8 protein-coding genes are annotated in these 15,772 nt (G+C 63.7%); 7 read left to right on the forward strand and 1 reads right to left on the reverse strand.

Translation table 11 applies throughout. The features are described 5' to 3' along the window. Positions 1–74 precede the first annotated feature (74 nt). Positions 75–1,508 carry an SDR family NAD(P)-dependent oxidoreductase gene (locus BKE41_RS07125; RefSeq protein WP_070998911.1) on the forward strand — a complete coding sequence of 478 codons (1,434 nt, stop codon included), beginning with the start codon at positions 75–77 and terminating at the stop codon, positions 1,506–1,508. 61 nt (positions 1,509–1,569) lie between these two features. Here the strand turns inward: BKE41_RS07125 and BKE41_RS07130 are convergent, their stop codons facing one another. Beyond that, the gene (locus tag BKE41_RS07130; RefSeq protein WP_070998912.1) at positions 1,570–2,091 is read right to left on the reverse strand and encodes a hypothetical protein; all 522 of its coding nucleotides are present in this window, start codon (positions 2,089–2,091) and stop codon (positions 1,570–1,572) included. A 353-nt stretch (positions 2,092–2,444) separates the two neighbouring features. Between BKE41_RS07130 and BKE41_RS07135 the strand changes: the two genes are divergently transcribed. The 6 genes from BKE41_RS07135 to BKE41_RS07150 all read left to right on the forward strand — a co-directional run bounded on the left by BKE41_RS07135 (position 2,445) and on the right by BKE41_RS07150 (position 15,763). After that, the gene (locus BKE41_RS07135; RefSeq protein ID WP_070998914.1) at positions 2,445–3,047 is read left to right on the forward strand and encodes an acyltransferase; all 603 of its coding nucleotides are present in this window, start codon (positions 2,445–2,447) and stop codon (positions 3,045–3,047) included. A 239-nt stretch (positions 3,048–3,286) separates the two neighbouring features. Next, positions 3,287–7,294, forward strand: a complete 4,008-nt coding sequence (locus BKE41_RS07140; RefSeq protein WP_083374303.1) for a glycosyltransferase — start codon at positions 3,287–3,289, stop codon at positions 7,292–7,294. A gap of 69 nt (positions 7,295–7,363) precedes the next feature. Beyond that, positions 7,364–9,637 (forward strand): glycosyltransferase, encoded by a 2,274-nt coding sequence (locus BKE41_RS30065; protein WP_083374478.1) that lies wholly within the window; start codon positions 7,364–7,366, stop codon positions 9,635–9,637. 1 nt (position 9,638) lies between these two features. Then, the gene (locus BKE41_RS30070; protein ID WP_083374304.1) at positions 9,639–10,655 is read left to right on the forward strand and encodes a DUF4214 domain-containing protein; all 1,017 of its coding nucleotides are present in this window, start codon (positions 9,639–9,641) and stop codon (positions 10,653–10,655) included. Positions 10,656–12,011: 1,356 nt separating this feature from the next. After that, a complete protein-coding gene (locus tag BKE41_RS07145; RefSeq protein ID WP_070998915.1) occupies positions 12,012–13,718 on the forward strand; it encodes a glycosyltransferase in 1,707 nt (568 codons plus the stop codon). Next, entirely contained in the window at positions 13,718–15,763 is a 2,046-nt protein-coding gene (locus tag BKE41_RS07150; protein WP_070998917.1) for a glycosyltransferase, read from the forward strand. Before BKE41_RS07145 ends, BKE41_RS07150 begins: the two co-directional genes overlap by 1 nt. Positions 15,764–15,772: the final 9 nt, after the last annotated feature.

Below are 15,772 nucleotides of genomic sequence, written 5' to 3' on the forward strand. Positions count from 1 at the left end.
TCCGGCGGCCGGTCAGCCCGGTCAGCCCGGTCGGGCGGGGCCCTGGCGGGGACCGGGCGTGGAGGAGCTGTGCGATGTACGGATCCGGTTCGGACGAGGCCGCCGCGACGACGCGGACCTGGACCGAGGCCCATCAGGCCGCCTTCGCGCGGGCGACCGGCGACGTGAACCCGATGCACATGGACGCGCGGATGGCCCGGCGGACGCTGGCCGGCGAGCGGGCCGTCCACGGCGTCCACGCCGCCCTCTGGGCCCTCGATGCCTGCGCCGACACCCATCCCCTCGACCGGCTCGCGACGCTGCAGATGCGGTTCGAGCGGTTCGTCCTGGTCGGGGACCGCACCGTCCTGACGGTACACGCGGCGGACGCGGGGCAGCTGCGCCTGTCCGTGGCGGTGGACGGCGTCCGCACCCTGACGATTCAGGCGACCTTCGCGGCGGACAGGGCCCCGGCCGGACGGGTCGAGGAGGCGCCGACCGCGATCCCCGCGGAGCCGATCGCCCGCGATCCGGCGGCACTGACGGGCCTCGCCGGCGCCTTCGCGCTGCCGGACCCGGCGGCGATCGGCGCGCTGGCGCCGCGCCTCGCCCGCGCCCTCGGTCCCGGCCAGGTCGCGGCCCTGGGCGGCCTCTCGACGCTCGTCGGCATGTTCGTGCCCGGCCTCCACTCGATCCTCTCGAAGATCGACGTGACCGTCACCGAGGGGGACACCGGTGCGAGCCTCGGCTACGCGGTGAAGCGGTTCCAGCCGATGCTGCAATCGGTGACGCTGGACGCGGTCGGCCCCGGACTCGTCGCCCGGGTCGAGGGCTTCGTCCGACCGCGGCCGGTGGAGCAGGAGAGCCTGCGCGACCTCGCGGCGCTCGTGGAGCCGGGCGCCTTCGCGGCGGTGTCCGCGCTGATCGTCGGCGGGTCGCGGGGCCTCGGCGCCGCGACCGCCAAGCTGATCGCCGCCGGGGGCGGGGCGGTCTGCATCACCTACGCGTCCGGCGCCGAGGAGGCGGAGGCCGTCGCCCGGGAGATCCGGGACGCCGGCGGGCGCTGCCAAGTCCTCCGCTACGACGCCGCCGAGCCGGCCGCCGCGCAGCTCGCGGCGCTGGCGATGCGCCCGTCGCAGCTCTACCATTTCGCGACGCCCCGCATCTTCCGCCAGAAGCGTGCCCCCTTCGAGCCGGCCTGCCTGGACGAGATGATGCGCGTCTACAACACCGCCTTCTACGAGCTGAGCCAGTTCTGCCTGGAGCGCGGCGACGCCGTGGCAGCCTTCTACCCGTCGACCAGCGCCATCGACGAGGCGCCCCGCGACACCCTGGAATACGTGATGGCCAAGATCGCCGGCGAGACGCTCGCCGCGACCCTGGCGCGCACGCTCCCGAACCTGCGGACCGTGATCGAGCGGCTGCCCCGGGTGAAGACCGACCAGACGGCCACGATCTTCCCCGTGCCGGCCGCCGCGCCGAGCGCGCTGATGCTGCCGATCATCCGCCGGATGTCGGCGGCCGCCTGACCTCAAGGCGTGGCGGGCACGGGACGGTGCTGGACGGCCCTGTCCGAGCCGGGCGCCGGCCTCACTCGGCGGCGGCGTCGTGCCGGACCTCTTCGTCCGCGTCCGAGTCGGTCTCGACCTCGCCCTCACCGTCCTCGGCCCCGTCGGGCGCCGCGGCGGCGGTGAAGAAGTCGCCGTTCCGGATCGCCTCGCCGCCGGTGACCAGCATGCTGAGATAGGTGTTGAGGGTGTTGGGCGCGACGTCGGGCAGCCGCTCGGCGATCTCGGCGTGCGACAGGCCCTGCGGGCCGGCCGAGCCGAGCAGCGCCTTCAGCCGCCCCTTGGCCGAGTTGGCCCGGGGACCGCGGGCGCCGCGCCGTCCGCCGGAGGCGGGCGCGGCGCGGTCCGCGGCGGTCCGCGGTCCCTCGGGCGCGTGGAGATTGGTGGCGTCGAGCGGGATCCCCTCGACGATGGAGGTCAGCGCGGCCTCCGCCGCCCGGAGCTTGGTCAGCTCGGCCGCGATCCGGTCGTAGTCGCTCTGCAGCGCGGCCCGGCGCGCCCGAACGTCCACCAGGGCCTTCGTCAGGGTGTTGTCCTCAGCCATCGGACGGCCTCATCCCACGATTTCGATGGCTGACGGCATACGTCACAGGCGCCTTCCGGCGTCAACAGCCGCGCGGAGCCGGGCCGACCGGACCCGGCCACGCGGACCCGATTCGCCGCGCGAGTTGTGAGGACGGCGCCCGATGCCTTAGAGACGTTCCTGAAACGCCGTTGCCGGCCCGGGGGCGTCGGCGCGACCGCCGAATGCGAACGGATCCCGATTTCGGCACGGCGATACCGTAATCGTCATGTCAGAAGGCGAGCTTTCTTCCGCGGGTTCGATGTGCGGCCGTCCGTTCCGGGGCGCCGGCCGCGCCGTACCCAGGGGCGTTCATAGATCCCGCAGAGCGAATTATGTCTTTGAATATCTTCGATAAAGGGGAGAATAATGTCATCGACATTGATCCGCGGGATCAGCACAGCCAGGCGGGAAAGATCTACGTCAACGGCGACAACAACTACATCCGCATAGGCAGGGGCTGCGTGTCCGACAAGGACATGCACATCGTCATCGAGTCGAACTGCCGGTTCGACGTCGGCGAGGACGTGCGGCTGTCGATGGCCAACATCTATATCGGCCCCGGCTCGGTGCTGCGCATCGGCGACCGGACCGGCTTCACCGGGCTCGTCCATCTCAACCCCGTCGAGGGGAAGGTGATCGAGATCGGCACGGACTGCTCGATCGCGTCGGGCGTCTGGATGACGACGAGCGACTTCCACTCCATCGTCACCCGGGACACCGGCACGCGGCTGAACCCGGCCAAGCCCGTGCGGGTCGGCAACCACGTCTGGATCGCCAATCAGGCCACCCTGCTCAAGGGCACGGTCATCGGCGACAACGCGATCGTCGGCGCGCACGCTGTGGTCACCGGGACGGTGCCGGCCCACTGCGTGGCCGCCGGCAACCCCGCGCGGATCGTGCGGGAGAACGTGACGTGGCGCTCCGACCTGATCTGACCGCACCGGCGGCGCGCGCGGGACGCGGGGCAGGGGGCGCCGTTGTTTACCCCGCGCGCGCGTTCCGTTAGGGCGATGGGCCGTCGGCGCGGCCCCTTGCCCGGCGCGCCGACACGCCTTCGATCCAGCCCGCGCGAACACATGCTCACCCGAGCCTCAGGTCTCGAACAAAGCGCCGCTTCCGGCACGGCCTCCGACCGCGATCGGCGGCCGTCGCGCGACAGAGCGGGCGCCGCGCGTTGAAGCGGATCCGCGGCCTGTACCATCGCTGGGCGCGCTCCGGCCCGGTCCGCGCGAGCGGCAACCCGCTGATCCGGCTGGCCGCCCGCCGCGGCCTGCCGGCGGCGGACGATCTCGTCACCGCGGACGCGCAGATCGCCGCCCTGGCAGCCCACTTCGACGCGGCGTTCTACGCGAGCTGGTACGGGATCGCGGCCGACCCGGTGCGCGACTACCTCGTCCACGGCTGGCGCGCGGGCCGCGACCCGCGCCCCGACTTCGACTCCGCCGCCTACCTCGCCCGGCATCCCCACATCGCCCGCGCCGGCATCAACCCGCTCCTGCACGCCCTGGCGCGCCGCCGCGGCAGGGCGGGTGGGGCCGGCGGGGAGGGGGAGTCCGAAGCCCTGCCGAAGCCCGACACGGCCGAGGCCCACCGCCTCGCCCGCCGCCTCGTCGACGGCGCCTTCTATCTCGCCGGCAATCCCGACCTCGCCGCCGCCGGCGTCGACCCGGTCGACCACTACATGGCCTCGGGCTGGCGCGAGGGCCGCGAGCCGGCGCCGCAATTCGACACCCTGGCCTACTGCCTCACCCGCGGGATCACCTTCGCCACACAGAACCCGCTGGTGCACTACGTCCTCCACGGCGGTCCCGCCCGGCCCGGCCCGGACGCCGCGCTCGCCCTGCGGATCGAGACGCTCGCCCCCTACTTCGACGCCGCCCATTACCGGCGCCGCCTGCCCGAGCCGCAGGCCGAGGCGCTGGCCGGGGCCCCGGACGCGGCGCTGCTGCGCCACTACGTGGCGGAGGGCTGGCGGGGGCGGATCGGCCCGCGGCCGGACTTCGACCCGGCCGGCTACGTGCAGGCGCGGTCCGGCAGCCGGGCGGTCGCGGACGACCCGTTCTTCCGCTACGTCGCCGAGGCGCGGCTGACGGGGGCCGAGCCGTTTTCGGAGCCGCACCGGCTGAACCTGCCGGCGGTGGACGCGGACTGGTACCGGGCGACCTACCCGGACGCGGGCGGGCGCGAGCCGTTCCTGCACTTCGCCGAGGCGGGCTGGCGGGAGCTGCGCGATCCGGGGCCGGGGCGCTCGACGCTGGCGGCGCTGCTGCGGGTCTGCGGGCTGCGGCCGGCGCGGGCGCCGGTGGAGGACACGGCCTGGCTCGGGGCGATCGGGCGGGAGACCCTCGACCGGGACGCGCTCCTGGACCTGCAGGCGCGGCTGGTGGCGGGGCATTTCGACCACGGCTTCTACCGGGCGCGCTACGGGCTGTCGGAGGCGGAGGACGCGGTGCGCGACTACTGCGACACCGGCTGGCGGAAGGGCCGCAATCCCAGGCCCGACTTCAACGGCTGGGCCTACCGCGCGCACCATCCCTCCGCGGAGGCGACGGGCCTCGCGCCCTTCGTCCACTACCTCGCCCGGGCCCTGCTGCGGGGCGACGACCTCGCGGGCGAGGCCTTCGATCCGCGCTACGGCGCGCCGCCGGCCGAGGAGGACACGGAGCTGTTCGAGCAGGCCCGCCTGATCGAGCCGTTCTTCGACGCGCCCTGGTACCTCAAGCGCTACCCGGACACCGGCGGCTTCGAGAACGGGCCGGCGATCCACTTCCTGTCCCACGGCCAGGAGGAGGACCGCGACCCGAGCAAGACCTTCTCGACGCGCTTCTACCGCCGCGCCTACGGCCATCTGCTGGGTCCCGGGGAGTCGCCGTTCCTGCACTACGTGCGCACCGGCCGGGCCGCCGGGCTGATGGGCTGCCCCGAGGATCTCGGCACCTACCCGCCCATGGAGGCCCCGGCGGCCGACGCGTGGGACCGCCTGCCCCGGGCCCTGCCCATCGCGCAGGCCCGCGTCGTCGTCATCGTCCCCGTCTACAAGGGCCGCGGCGAGACCCTGCGCGCCATCCATGCCTGCCTGTCGGCGCCCCAGGCCACCCCCTTCACCCTGCTCGCCGTCAACGACCGCTCCCCCGACCCGGAACTCACCGCGGAGCTGGCCGCCCTCGCCGGCCGCGGCCTGTTCCACCTCGTCGAGAACGAGCACAACCTCGGCTTCGTCCGCTCGGTCAACCGCGCCCTCGGCCTGCGCCAGGGCCGCGCCGTCGTCCTGCTCAACTCCGACGCTGAAGTCTTCGGCGACTGGCTCGACCGCCTCGTCGCCCACGCCGAACACAACGCCGAGCCTCGGGCCGGGTCCGGCACGGAGGCAGGGGCTGGGGCAGGCGCAGGGGCGGGAATGGGCGCGGGGCTGCCCGTGGGCAGCGTCACGCCCCTGTCCAACAACGCCACGATCTGCTCCTACCCGCGCTTCAACGCCAACAACACCATGCCGCTCGAGATCGCCCGGCCCGACCTCGACCGCGTGGCCGCGCAGGTCAACCGCGGCCGCGCCGTGCCCGTGCCCACCGGCGTCGGCTTCTGCATGTACATGACCGCCGCCGCCCTCGACGCGGTCGGCGACCTCGACGCCGAGGCCTTCGGTAAGGGCTACGGCGAGGAGAACGACTGGTGCCTGCGCGCCACCAAGGCCGGCTTCGTCAACCTGCTCGCCGAGGACGTGTTCGTCCACCATGCCGGCCAGATCTCGTTCGGGCTCGACGCGGGCGGCGAGTACGACCAGGGCCAGGCGGCGCTGCTGGCCAAGCACCCCGACTACCCGGCCCGGGTCGGGCAGTTCGTCCAGGCCGATCCCGGCCGGCGCGGGCGGGCGCGGCTCGACCGGGCGCGGCTGGCCCGGCACTTCTCGGGGCGGGCGCTCTTGTACGTGACGCACAGCTGGGGCGGGGGCATCCAGCGGCACATCGACGACATGGTCGCCCAGGCCCGGGCCGAGGGCCTGAGCGTGGTGCTGCTGCAGATCGACCGGACCCGCAACCTCGAGGTCCACGTCGCCTATCGCGGCCCCGAGTTCCTGTACCTGCCCAACCTCGACAGCCTGTACCTGCCGCGCGACGCGGCGGAACTCGCGGACTTCGTCGGGCAGCTGGCGCCGGTGCTGATCCACGTGCACTCGCTGGCGGGGCTGCGCTGGGGCGCGGCGCGGGCGCTGATGGATCTGGTGGCGGGGTCGGGGCGTCCGTACGCGTGGACGCTGCACGACTACTCGCCGGTGTGCCACCGCAACCACCTGGTGCAGCCGGACGGGCGCTACTGCGGCCTGGCGCCGGTCAGCGAGTGCCGGTCGTGCCTGGCGGTGGACGCGGACGGGTTCGAGGAGCCGGACCCGGGCGAGCGGCGGGCGGCGTTCGGGGCGTTCCTGGCGGGCGCCGCGCGGGTGTTCGCGCCGTCGTCCGACACGGCGGCCCGGATCCGGGCGGTGTACCCGGACCTCGCCGTCACGGTCCGGCCGCACGTCGAGCCGGAGCAGTCGGTGCGCTCGACCGCCCTGCAGCGGCCCAGCCGCGTCCGCCGCGTCGCCGTGCTCGGCGGCATCAGTCACCCCGAAGGTGGCCTGCTGCTGCAGGCCTTGGCCACCGACGCGCAGGACCGGGACCTGCCGCTGCATTTCACGATCGTGGGCTACTCGGACCTGGCCCTGACGGGCGGGCTGGCGCGCGCCGGCGTGACCGAGACGGGGCGGTACTCCACCGACGATCCGACCCTCGACCGGGTCGCCCGGGCGGCCCTCCAGATCGCCGAGACCGGCTGCCGCTGGGAAGACGACGAATTCCTCGATCTCGTCACCCAGGTCTCGGCCGACCTGGTGCTGCTGCCGTCGATCTGGCCCGAGACCTACGCGTACGCGCTGACACTGGCCCTGCGCACCGGCCTGCCGGTGGCGGCCTTCGACCTCGGCGCGCCGGCCGAGCGGCTGCGCGGCGTACCGAGCGGCCATCTCCTTCCGTACGCACTCGCCACCAATCCGGCCACCTGCAACGACCGCCTTCTGGATATAGAAATCGCGAACTCCGGCCGGAGCTCGGCCACGGTTCAGAACGGCGCCTTCACCGATCAGATTGGCGTCTCTTACAGCTTGGAAGTTGAAGCTGCCTTAGGCGCGCGCAACGCAAAAACAATTTAGGGAATTTTGTTCGAGGCATGTGACGCAACGCAGAATTAGACCTATCCTTGGACAGGCGCGGTAAAAGCAATGAAGCAAATTACTATGGAAAAAGGCTTAACGTCGCGAACTAAAATTCTTGTCGACGGCCCGATGGCAGGAACTTACAGCTTGGCGCTGGTCAACAGAAAATTCGCAGTTGCCCTAGGCAACCTCGGTTTCGATGTATTCGTTACTCAACGAGAAGGTCCAGATCCTACAACAGATCAATTCTTTCTACAAGAGCCGGGGTTGAAGGAAAAATACATACCGTATTGTGAAATATCATTGCACGAATTTGACGTCCATACGAAAAACGACTGGCCCATGGCGGAAGCTCCACGCTGCGCCCCAATACTGACAGCTCACTGCTACGCTTGGGAAGAGAGTCTCTTCCCTACAGCAGTGATCGCTCAATTAAACAAATTCGATGCCATTTTCTGTACATCTCGATATACCATTGAAGCACTGAGTTCCAGCGGCTACACTGGAACAATGTACTATATGGGCAACGGCGTCGATCATATCGAGAACATGGCTTTAGTTTCCAATCCCAACGATCGCGCGAAACGTGGCGAAGTAATAAATTTTGTTCACGTTTCATCCGGCTTGCCGCGGAAAGGTATGAAAGCAGGACTCAGAGCTTTCCTCGATGAATTCCATGATCATGACGATGTCCAACTAATAATAAAAACTCACTACAACACTCATAACGAATTATATGAACTATTTTCCTCACTTGATGCCGCCAGTAAAAAGAAAATTGTTTTCGATGACTCTTATCTCAGCTCTGCCGAAATTCAAAAGCTGATAATGGACGCCGATTGCTGCTTTTTGCCTAGCAAAGGAGAAGGATTTAGCCTGCCCGCCGCCGAAGCGATGCTACTTGGAACCTTAGTCTGCACAACTGACGCAGGCGGCAATCGCGAGTTTTGCACTCCAGACACTTGCGTCCTTATCCCCACAAAGTTTGTTCGCTCCTCCTCGGCGATCTCTTTCGGGAAAGCTGCTTGGCTTGAGGCAACTCACGAAGATCTACGCAGCGGACTGCGCAGAGCTTATGAGCTTTGCAAAGCTAGAGACGAAACACTTCAGCAGCAAGCCTATACCCAAGTGAAATCCTACACGTGGCAGCGGACAGCGGATTATTATTTCAAAGGACTTCAGCAGCTAACATCGATCAAGGAGACTCGTCGCGACCTGATAAAAGACAAGCGAATTGCATTAGTTAGTACTTTCAATCAGCAGTGTGGGATCGCGACATTCTCTGGCAATCTTGTTAAATATCTGTCTGACAACTATTCGTTGGACGTTGCAGTTTATTCGGAAATCGTATCAAAAGACAAAATTATAAGAAATGACGGCGTCGAGGTAAAGCGCAGCTGGAGCCGATCGAGGCAAGGCGTCAATAACCTACTGCAGCAAATTTATAAAAGCGAGGCTGGGAGTTTTTTTATAATCCAGCATCATCCGGGGATTATAGGCTGGGAGGACCTCGCCTATCTTTGCAATGAGATCCTAAGCTTTGCATCAGGTTTAATTGTCGAATTGCACTCCACTGATGGTGGCGTGGCACAAATCAAAAGATTTTTAACAATTGTGTCCGGGCGCGCCGCTCTTATTGTTCACAATAATCTTGATTATGTCAAATTGATAGAAATATGCCCCGAGTCTAATTTTCTATATCTATTCCCACATCCAGCGCATCAGGTGAAACAAGAAGCAATTGCGTCCAATAGATCATACAAGATATTTACTTTTGGCCTATGCAGCCGTCATAAAAACTTCGAACACCTGTTCTACGCCGTCTACGAATTAAAACACAGGGGCCTTCCTGTCAGCCTTAATGTGTTGACCTCCGTGGATCCAAAAAACGCCGCAAGCATCGATTATAGCCACTTCCTCTATCAACTTAGAGATGCATTAGGTCTCAGAAAAGAAATAGAACTTAACTTTAATTTTCTCCCAATTGAGGAAGTTTTCGCGATTGCTCGCTCATCGCATGTTGCGGTCTTTTGCTACGCTGACGTCACTGAGGGAGCTAGCGGCGCGATAAGAGTCCCATTGAGCTGTGGAGTACCAACTATAACTTCGCCGTCATCCATCTTTGCAGATCTTTCTGGCATATGTACTCAGATCGACACCAGCGACAGCATCTTAACCGCAAACGCAATCCAAGAACTTGTTTCCAATCCCGCTAAAACAGCTCGGCTGGTTGAGCTACAGAATGACTACATATCGTTTTCATCATGGACTCAGCACGTAATGAGACTGACTAAATTATTTTCTATGCAAATTAATTCTTCCGGAATGACCCGAGGCTAGCATGTATAGATCCAACGCTACAGAAAAGGGGACAACCGTTGATAAAATCGGGAATACGGCCACGGGCCTCCGGTCCATTTCGTTATCTCAGTTCTCCGATGTAGCTTTTTGTAAAACCTGGGTCTGCGAGCATGTCTTTGATGCCTCAGCCATGCCCTGGTTCGAAAGAGCAATATCTCGCAATGGAATACTGACGCCGATGATGTTTTTCAAAATGCTTGACCGTTGCTGGCCTGGAAGCGTGTTCCTCGGAAAGGGCAGTATTGCAATTAGCGGTAATATCATAAGTCGAGGTTATCTCAATAGCGTGCCCGACGGAATATTTACGGATGCGCTGTATAGTTTGTTGTTGGGCCGTGCCCCCGATGAAGCAGGCCGCCAACATTACGACTTTCAGCTGCGAAGCGGAGTATCTCGTGATGAATTAATAGACCACGTCCTCGCTTCGGACGAGTTTAATGAGGCTAGGCGCAACACTAGATTAGCAAGCCTTGCAGAAAGCGATTTTGTTCACGTAAAAAAGCTCATTCAGGACGACCTCTTATTGTATCGCTTCCTCGGCCGAGCGGACTATCTCCAGCCGAGACCGAACATGTCTATCGGTGGGATTTCTCATAGTACTTCTAGTTATTTAATCTATCAAGCGGAGGCACGTGCTAGACCAATCCTTGCAATGGGTATGAATCTGGTCGGACACTGGGATCAAGATGGTCACTTCGTATGTGGAACCGATTGGATCGTTTTCGGGCCGAAAATTAATCTGCGAAGCGGTCTATATGAAATTGAATTAGACATTGAAGCGCCCAGCAACTTCCGGTTTTACTTTGATACATGCCACAGCGAAGGGCATGAGATCATATTTCATAGCACTCACAAGGGATCCTCAAAAATTACATTTTGCATTCCGATCCGACATGACGTTTTAGATTTTGAAGTGCGGCTTCTCAATTTGGCCGCGATAGCTGCAACGCTAAAGATCAACGAGATCTCCATCAGACTTATAAGTGAGAGCGAATAACGGGGCTCATTTGCGGTGGTGTTTGCTAGTTCACGGTGTATAAAGGCAATCCTAGGGGTAGGCTTGCCCTTGATGAAAATATTCGCGAGCAAAATCATGGCTAACTGATTTGAGAGAAAGATTAGATGGTAGGTTATGCAGATTGGGATAATTGAAAACGCTCACGTCGGATCCAATTTAAGACCATGATAGAAGTGGCACCACTTGAGGCGTGAAGCTTTGAGTTCTTTGCTCGAGCAGCGCCGATAGCAATCATTCTTCGATCAGTTTGGGGCTCGGCGGGCTAGATGAAGGGGGATTCAGACCTATGTCGAGGCACTGCCATGTGTGTGATCCGCTGCTGTTATGAGGGGTTCCCTCTAGCTGGTCATGATGTTTTTGTGCTTAGGTGACCTGACGCGAGACATGCAATCCAAACACTTATAAAATTCGAACTGAGTGAGCCCTGGGTCCGTACATCAATGCTACCGCTAGCCCCGCCAGCACATGGATCTGTTATTAGTATTGATTGCCAGGCTGCCATTCTCGAAATTCCAATGAATGGATCCTACGCCGTACCTCTCGAAGTACTAGATCCGAGTCACATTGATCTCATTGCTTGGTGCTTCACGGGATTTTCCAATCAAAAGATAATGGGCCCGAGCTGCTTTCTAATCTTGGGTAGTCGAGATGAAGGAGCTTTATCGGATCTTTCCTCGATCTTATTCCGCACACACTTTGGTGACAGGCATACCATTTTAGCATCGCGATCAACGCCACTGTCGGCCGCCGAGTGCCGTTTAATTGCAGAGGCTCTAATTTCCTCGCTGCGGCCAATTGGCCACTCTTATTTCAATGCCTTAGCACCGATCTTGAGCGCAGGTCTGGACGCGATTTTGGTTAACAGCGCACCAAGTAGTCTGAACTACACGCGCAGCCATGAAACGGTCACTTGGCTAGTGGATGGCATCGATTTCATTCCAGATTACGCGATTGTTCGATCGAACGCCGGCTACGCCTGCAGCCCGGTTACATCTATTCGGTTCCAAGCACCTCATAGAGCGGCTATAACTCTAACAGCTGACAGTCTATTCGACACGCATTCAGTTAGCCGAGCCATCCTCAGTGGGCAGGGCCGATACGCGACATTTTGCGTTGTTTGAGCGGTATAATCGCATGGCGACTCTTGATAGGCCGACCGTTCTGGTAGTGACACCGATGCCTGCGGCACCAGCAAGCGCTGGCAATCGACGGCGGCTTTTGGCGTTATGCGAAGTTCTTCGGCGGGGCGGTTTTGCAATCGATTTAGCTTACCTTCAACACGAGGATCAGATCTATCGTCGCTTCGGAAATCATCCGCCGACGGATGCGGCCGGGATGGCCGCTGTCTTCGACCGCGTTTTCTATATTCCCGCAGCAGCGCAGATTCCGCTGAAAACTTGGGCGGGCGGCTTCATGATCGACGCCTGGTGCCCGCCCGAACTCGACGAGTTCGTGACTTGGTATTTCGGGAGAAATCCCGATACGTGCGCGATAGTCGTCAATTACGTGTTTCTGTCGCGGTGCCTTGATGCCGTTCCGGATGGAGTGCTGCGTGTCATCGACACGCATGATCGTTTCGCCGACAGGCATCTCCAATACCGGCCTTTCCGTGCCGAGCCGAATTTCTTCTTTACGGACCGCGCGTCTGAAGGTGTCGGTCTGTTACGCGCGGACATGATCCTCGCGATCCAGTCGGCGGAGGCGGACTATTTCCGCGACCTTGTCGATCGCGACGTATACCTGCTTCCGCCCGTCTTCGCCGAGCGTGCGAAGTTTCGCGCGCCCCGCCGGCTGACTCGCTTTGGATTCATCGGCCACGGGAACGATCCGAATCTCTTCTCTATCAGCAGATTTGCCCATGGCTGGGCGGCAACCTGGAATCCGGACCTGCCCGTTCTCGTCATCGCCGGCGAAATCTGCGGAAGCTTGAGCGGATTGGATCTACCCGGCGTGGAGCTGGCGGGATATGTCGACGCCGTCGAAACCTTCTACGCGGGCGTCGACGCGGTGGTCGCGCCGATGCTGATGGGAAGCGGTCTTAAAATGAAGGTCGCCGAAGCGCTGTCGCTGGGTCGGCCGGTGATCGGCACTCGAATCGCTTTCGAGGGGTTCGACACCGATTATCCCGCTCACCGATTGGACGGCATTGCGGACACCGTAGCGGCGATCAGGCGCCTGCATGACGATCTGGACGGCCTCGCGACACTGACCGCGGCCTGCCTAGATCTGCTCGCGCGCTACAACGCCAAGGCCACGGCCTGCGAGGCCGCTTGGCTGAACGCGATCCCGCGCCGGTCCGCGCGACGCGCCGCTCCGTCAGCTGCGCGCGCGCCGGACGTGTCGATCACCGTTGGAGCGGGGATCATTGTGCGGGAGGAACGCTCCCTGCGCTCCCTGCCAACCGCGGACGAGGACGGCGGAATCCTCGTGGCGACCGAGAATCCCTCGCCCGCGACCGCCCGTGAAGCGGGCTACCCGTCGGAGCGGCGACGCTGGTTCGTGAGCCCGGAGCCGGACGGAAGCCTGCAATCTGCGGGCCCGGCCCCGGCCCTGCACGGAGGTCCGGTCAGCCTATCCCCGGAATGGATCCACCGCCGTTCTCTTCCGCAGCCGGCACGAGAGGCGATCGCCAAGTCACTCGGCGATGCCCAGGCCGACTGGACGGCGGACGGTCGCCTGATCGGGTACGAGGCCGATGGGCTGACGTTGGTAACCTGCGTCCCGAGTTTCCTCGTCGGGAGGTCGCGGGCGACCGCAGCCTTCCTAATCGGGGACGGCGAGAGGGCACGGGAGTTGCGGCTGACCAGCACTGCAGCGCTGGCGCGCTCTCCCGGCCTCCCCTTTGCCGCGACTCGAGGCACGCTGACACCAGTGCCGGCCAGTCTCACCTTCGAGCCGCTGGAGATCGACGGATCCGCCTCCCCGATCCCTGCAGCGTGCAAGACGCCGTCCGGGCTGACGGCGGTACTGTTTCTCAGCGATGACCTCATGGGCCTGATTCGCCTCGCTTCGGCGTGCAACACCCGCTTTGAAGTCCATTGATGAAAAAAATTGAGGCAGTTGATCCACATTACGGGAGGCTTGCCGCGATCGCGGAGGCACGCCTCATCGGGAACGCCATCGCGCGCAACGGCCTCCGGATCGCCTTCCCGCCGGTCGTGGCACCGGACGTCTCGATCGTTATCGTATCGCTCAATGCCCGGGATCTGCTGACGCTGACGCTCTATCGCCTCGCTACGCAACAGGCTTTCGCGGGCGCATCGTTCGAAGTGATTGTCGTCGACAACGCCTCCGACGCGGAGACCTTGACCGTCCTCGATCTGCTCGACGGGGCCATGGTGATCCGCAATGCGGAGAATGTCGGTTACGGCCCGGCGTGCAATCAGGGTGCCGCAGCAGCCCGGGGACGCTACTTCCTCTTCCTTAATCCTGACGTGGAACTGATGCCCGGTGCGATCGGCGCCCTAGTGTCTCCATTCTCGGATGCAACCGTCGGCATTGTCGGAGCCCACCTCGTGTTTCCCGGGGGTTATCTGCAGGAGAGCGGCGCGTTCTTCCGCAATGATGCGCAGATCACCCATCCCTATCTCCGCGGGAATACAAATCCGCTTCTGGCAGAAAGCACGTTCGAGCGCGAAGTCGGCTATGTCTCGGGCGCTGTGCTCATGATCGAGCGTGGACTCTTCGAGGATCTGGGTGGCTTCGACGACCTCTTCGCCCCGGCCTACTTCGAGGACACCGACCTGTGCGTCCGCTGCCACCAAGCGGGGCGGCGCGTCGTCTACCAGCCGCGGGCGAGCGCGATCCATTTCGAGAATGCCACGACGCCGGTCCGGGCCGACGTCGAAGCCCTCATCGACCGCAATCGGGCACGATTCCTGGAGCGGCATCGGTCCTGGCTGTTCCCGCAGGCCGGCCCACGCTTCGGCGATCGGACGCACAATACCTGGGCGCTCAAGGTGCTCTACGTCGACGACGGCGTGCCCCATATCGATCTCGGTGCGGGCATGCCGCGGGCGAACTTCATCGTCGCCACCCTGGCTCGGCTCGGCTATCAGGTGACCGTGTATCCGGTCTATCGCGCGGATCCGGAGATCGCGCAGCGGTATCGCGATCTACCCGACACCGTCGAGATCCTGGATGCCGAGGAGGGGATGGGGCTCGCGCGGCTGATCGAGGAGCGGCAGGAACACTACGACGTGCTCTGGGTCAGTCGCCCGCACAACATCGATCTAGTCTGCCAGATCTTTCAGAACCGCGACCTGTCGCTGCGGGATTTCGCGAAGAGCCGCGTGATCTTCGATTCGGAGGCCCTGTTCTGTCTGCGCGCCTTCCTGGAAGGGACCCTGCAGGATGGGTCCGGATTCAGCGCGCGCTTGGCGGCCTCCGCGCGGCGGGAGACGCGCAACTTCGCGCAGGCCGATCATGTCGTCTGCGTCTCGGAGGCGGAAGCGCGCCTGCTGCAGTTCCATGGCGTGACCAACACCGCGGTGCTCGGCCACGCCTTCGCGACGCAGGCGGAGATTTCCTCCGATCTCGACGGCCGCAGCGGCTTCGTCTTCATCGGGTCGCTGGAGCATGAGAATTCGCCGAACGTCGACTCGCTGATCTGGTTCCTCGAAACCGTCTGGCCGGACGTCCATCGCGCCCTGCCGCGCGCGCCGTTCACCATCATCGGACAGGTCACACCGGATCTGCGCGCGCGCCTGTCGGCACCCAACGTCACCGTGATGGGCCGGGTCCCGGACCCAGCGCCGCACCTCGACCGGGCGCGCGTGTTCGTCGCCCCCACGCGCTTCGCCGCCGGGATGCCGCACAAAGTCCACGCCGCCGTCGCGCAGGGCCTCCCGTGCTTGGTCACGCCGATCCTGGCGGAACAGCTCGGCTGGCCCGAGGGCTCCGGATACCTGACCCGGGACTGGCGCGATCCGGACACCTTCATCACTGGGCTGATCCAGCTCCATGAGGATGCCGAGACCTGGCGGCGACTGCAGCGCGCCGGGCTGGCGCAGGTGGCGCAGGATTGCTCACCCGTGGCCTACGCGGAGAAGCTCCGGTCCCTTTGCGAGGCGCCGGTCTTCGCATGAGCCAGCCAC

This window comes from Methylobacterium sp. C1, from assembly GCF_001854385.1.
In the GTDB taxonomy this organism is placed as follows: Bacteria; Pseudomonadota; Alphaproteobacteria; order Rhizobiales; family Beijerinckiaceae; genus Methylobacterium; species Methylobacterium radiotolerans.

Bases quoted from the DNA above. Each gene is read 5' to 3' on its own strand.
- BKE41_RS07125 (WP_070998911.1), top strand. From the start codon at position 75: ATGTACGGATCCGGTTCGGACGAGGCCGCCGCGACGACGCGGACCTGG.
- BKE41_RS07130 (WP_070998912.1), bottom strand. From the start codon at position 2,091: ATGGCTGAGGACAACACCCTGACGAAGGCCCTGGTGGACGTTCGGGCG.
- BKE41_RS07145 (WP_070998915.1), top strand. From the start codon at position 12,012: ATGGCCGCTGTCTTCGACCGCGTTTTCTATATTCCCGCAGCAGCGCAG.
- BKE41_RS07150 (WP_070998917.1), top strand. From the start codon at position 13,718: ATGAAAAAAATTGAGGCAGTTGATCCACATTACGGGAGGCTTGCCGCG.
- BKE41_RS07135 (WP_070998914.1), top strand. From the start codon at position 2,445: ATGTCTTTGAATATCTTCGATAAAGGGGAGAATAATGTCATCGACATT.
- BKE41_RS30070 (WP_083374304.1), top strand. From the start codon at position 9,639: ATGTATAGATCCAACGCTACAGAAAAGGGGACAACCGTTGATAAAATC.
- BKE41_RS30065 (WP_083374478.1), top strand. From the start codon at position 7,364: ATGAAGCAAATTACTATGGAAAAAGGCTTAACGTCGCGAACTAAAATT.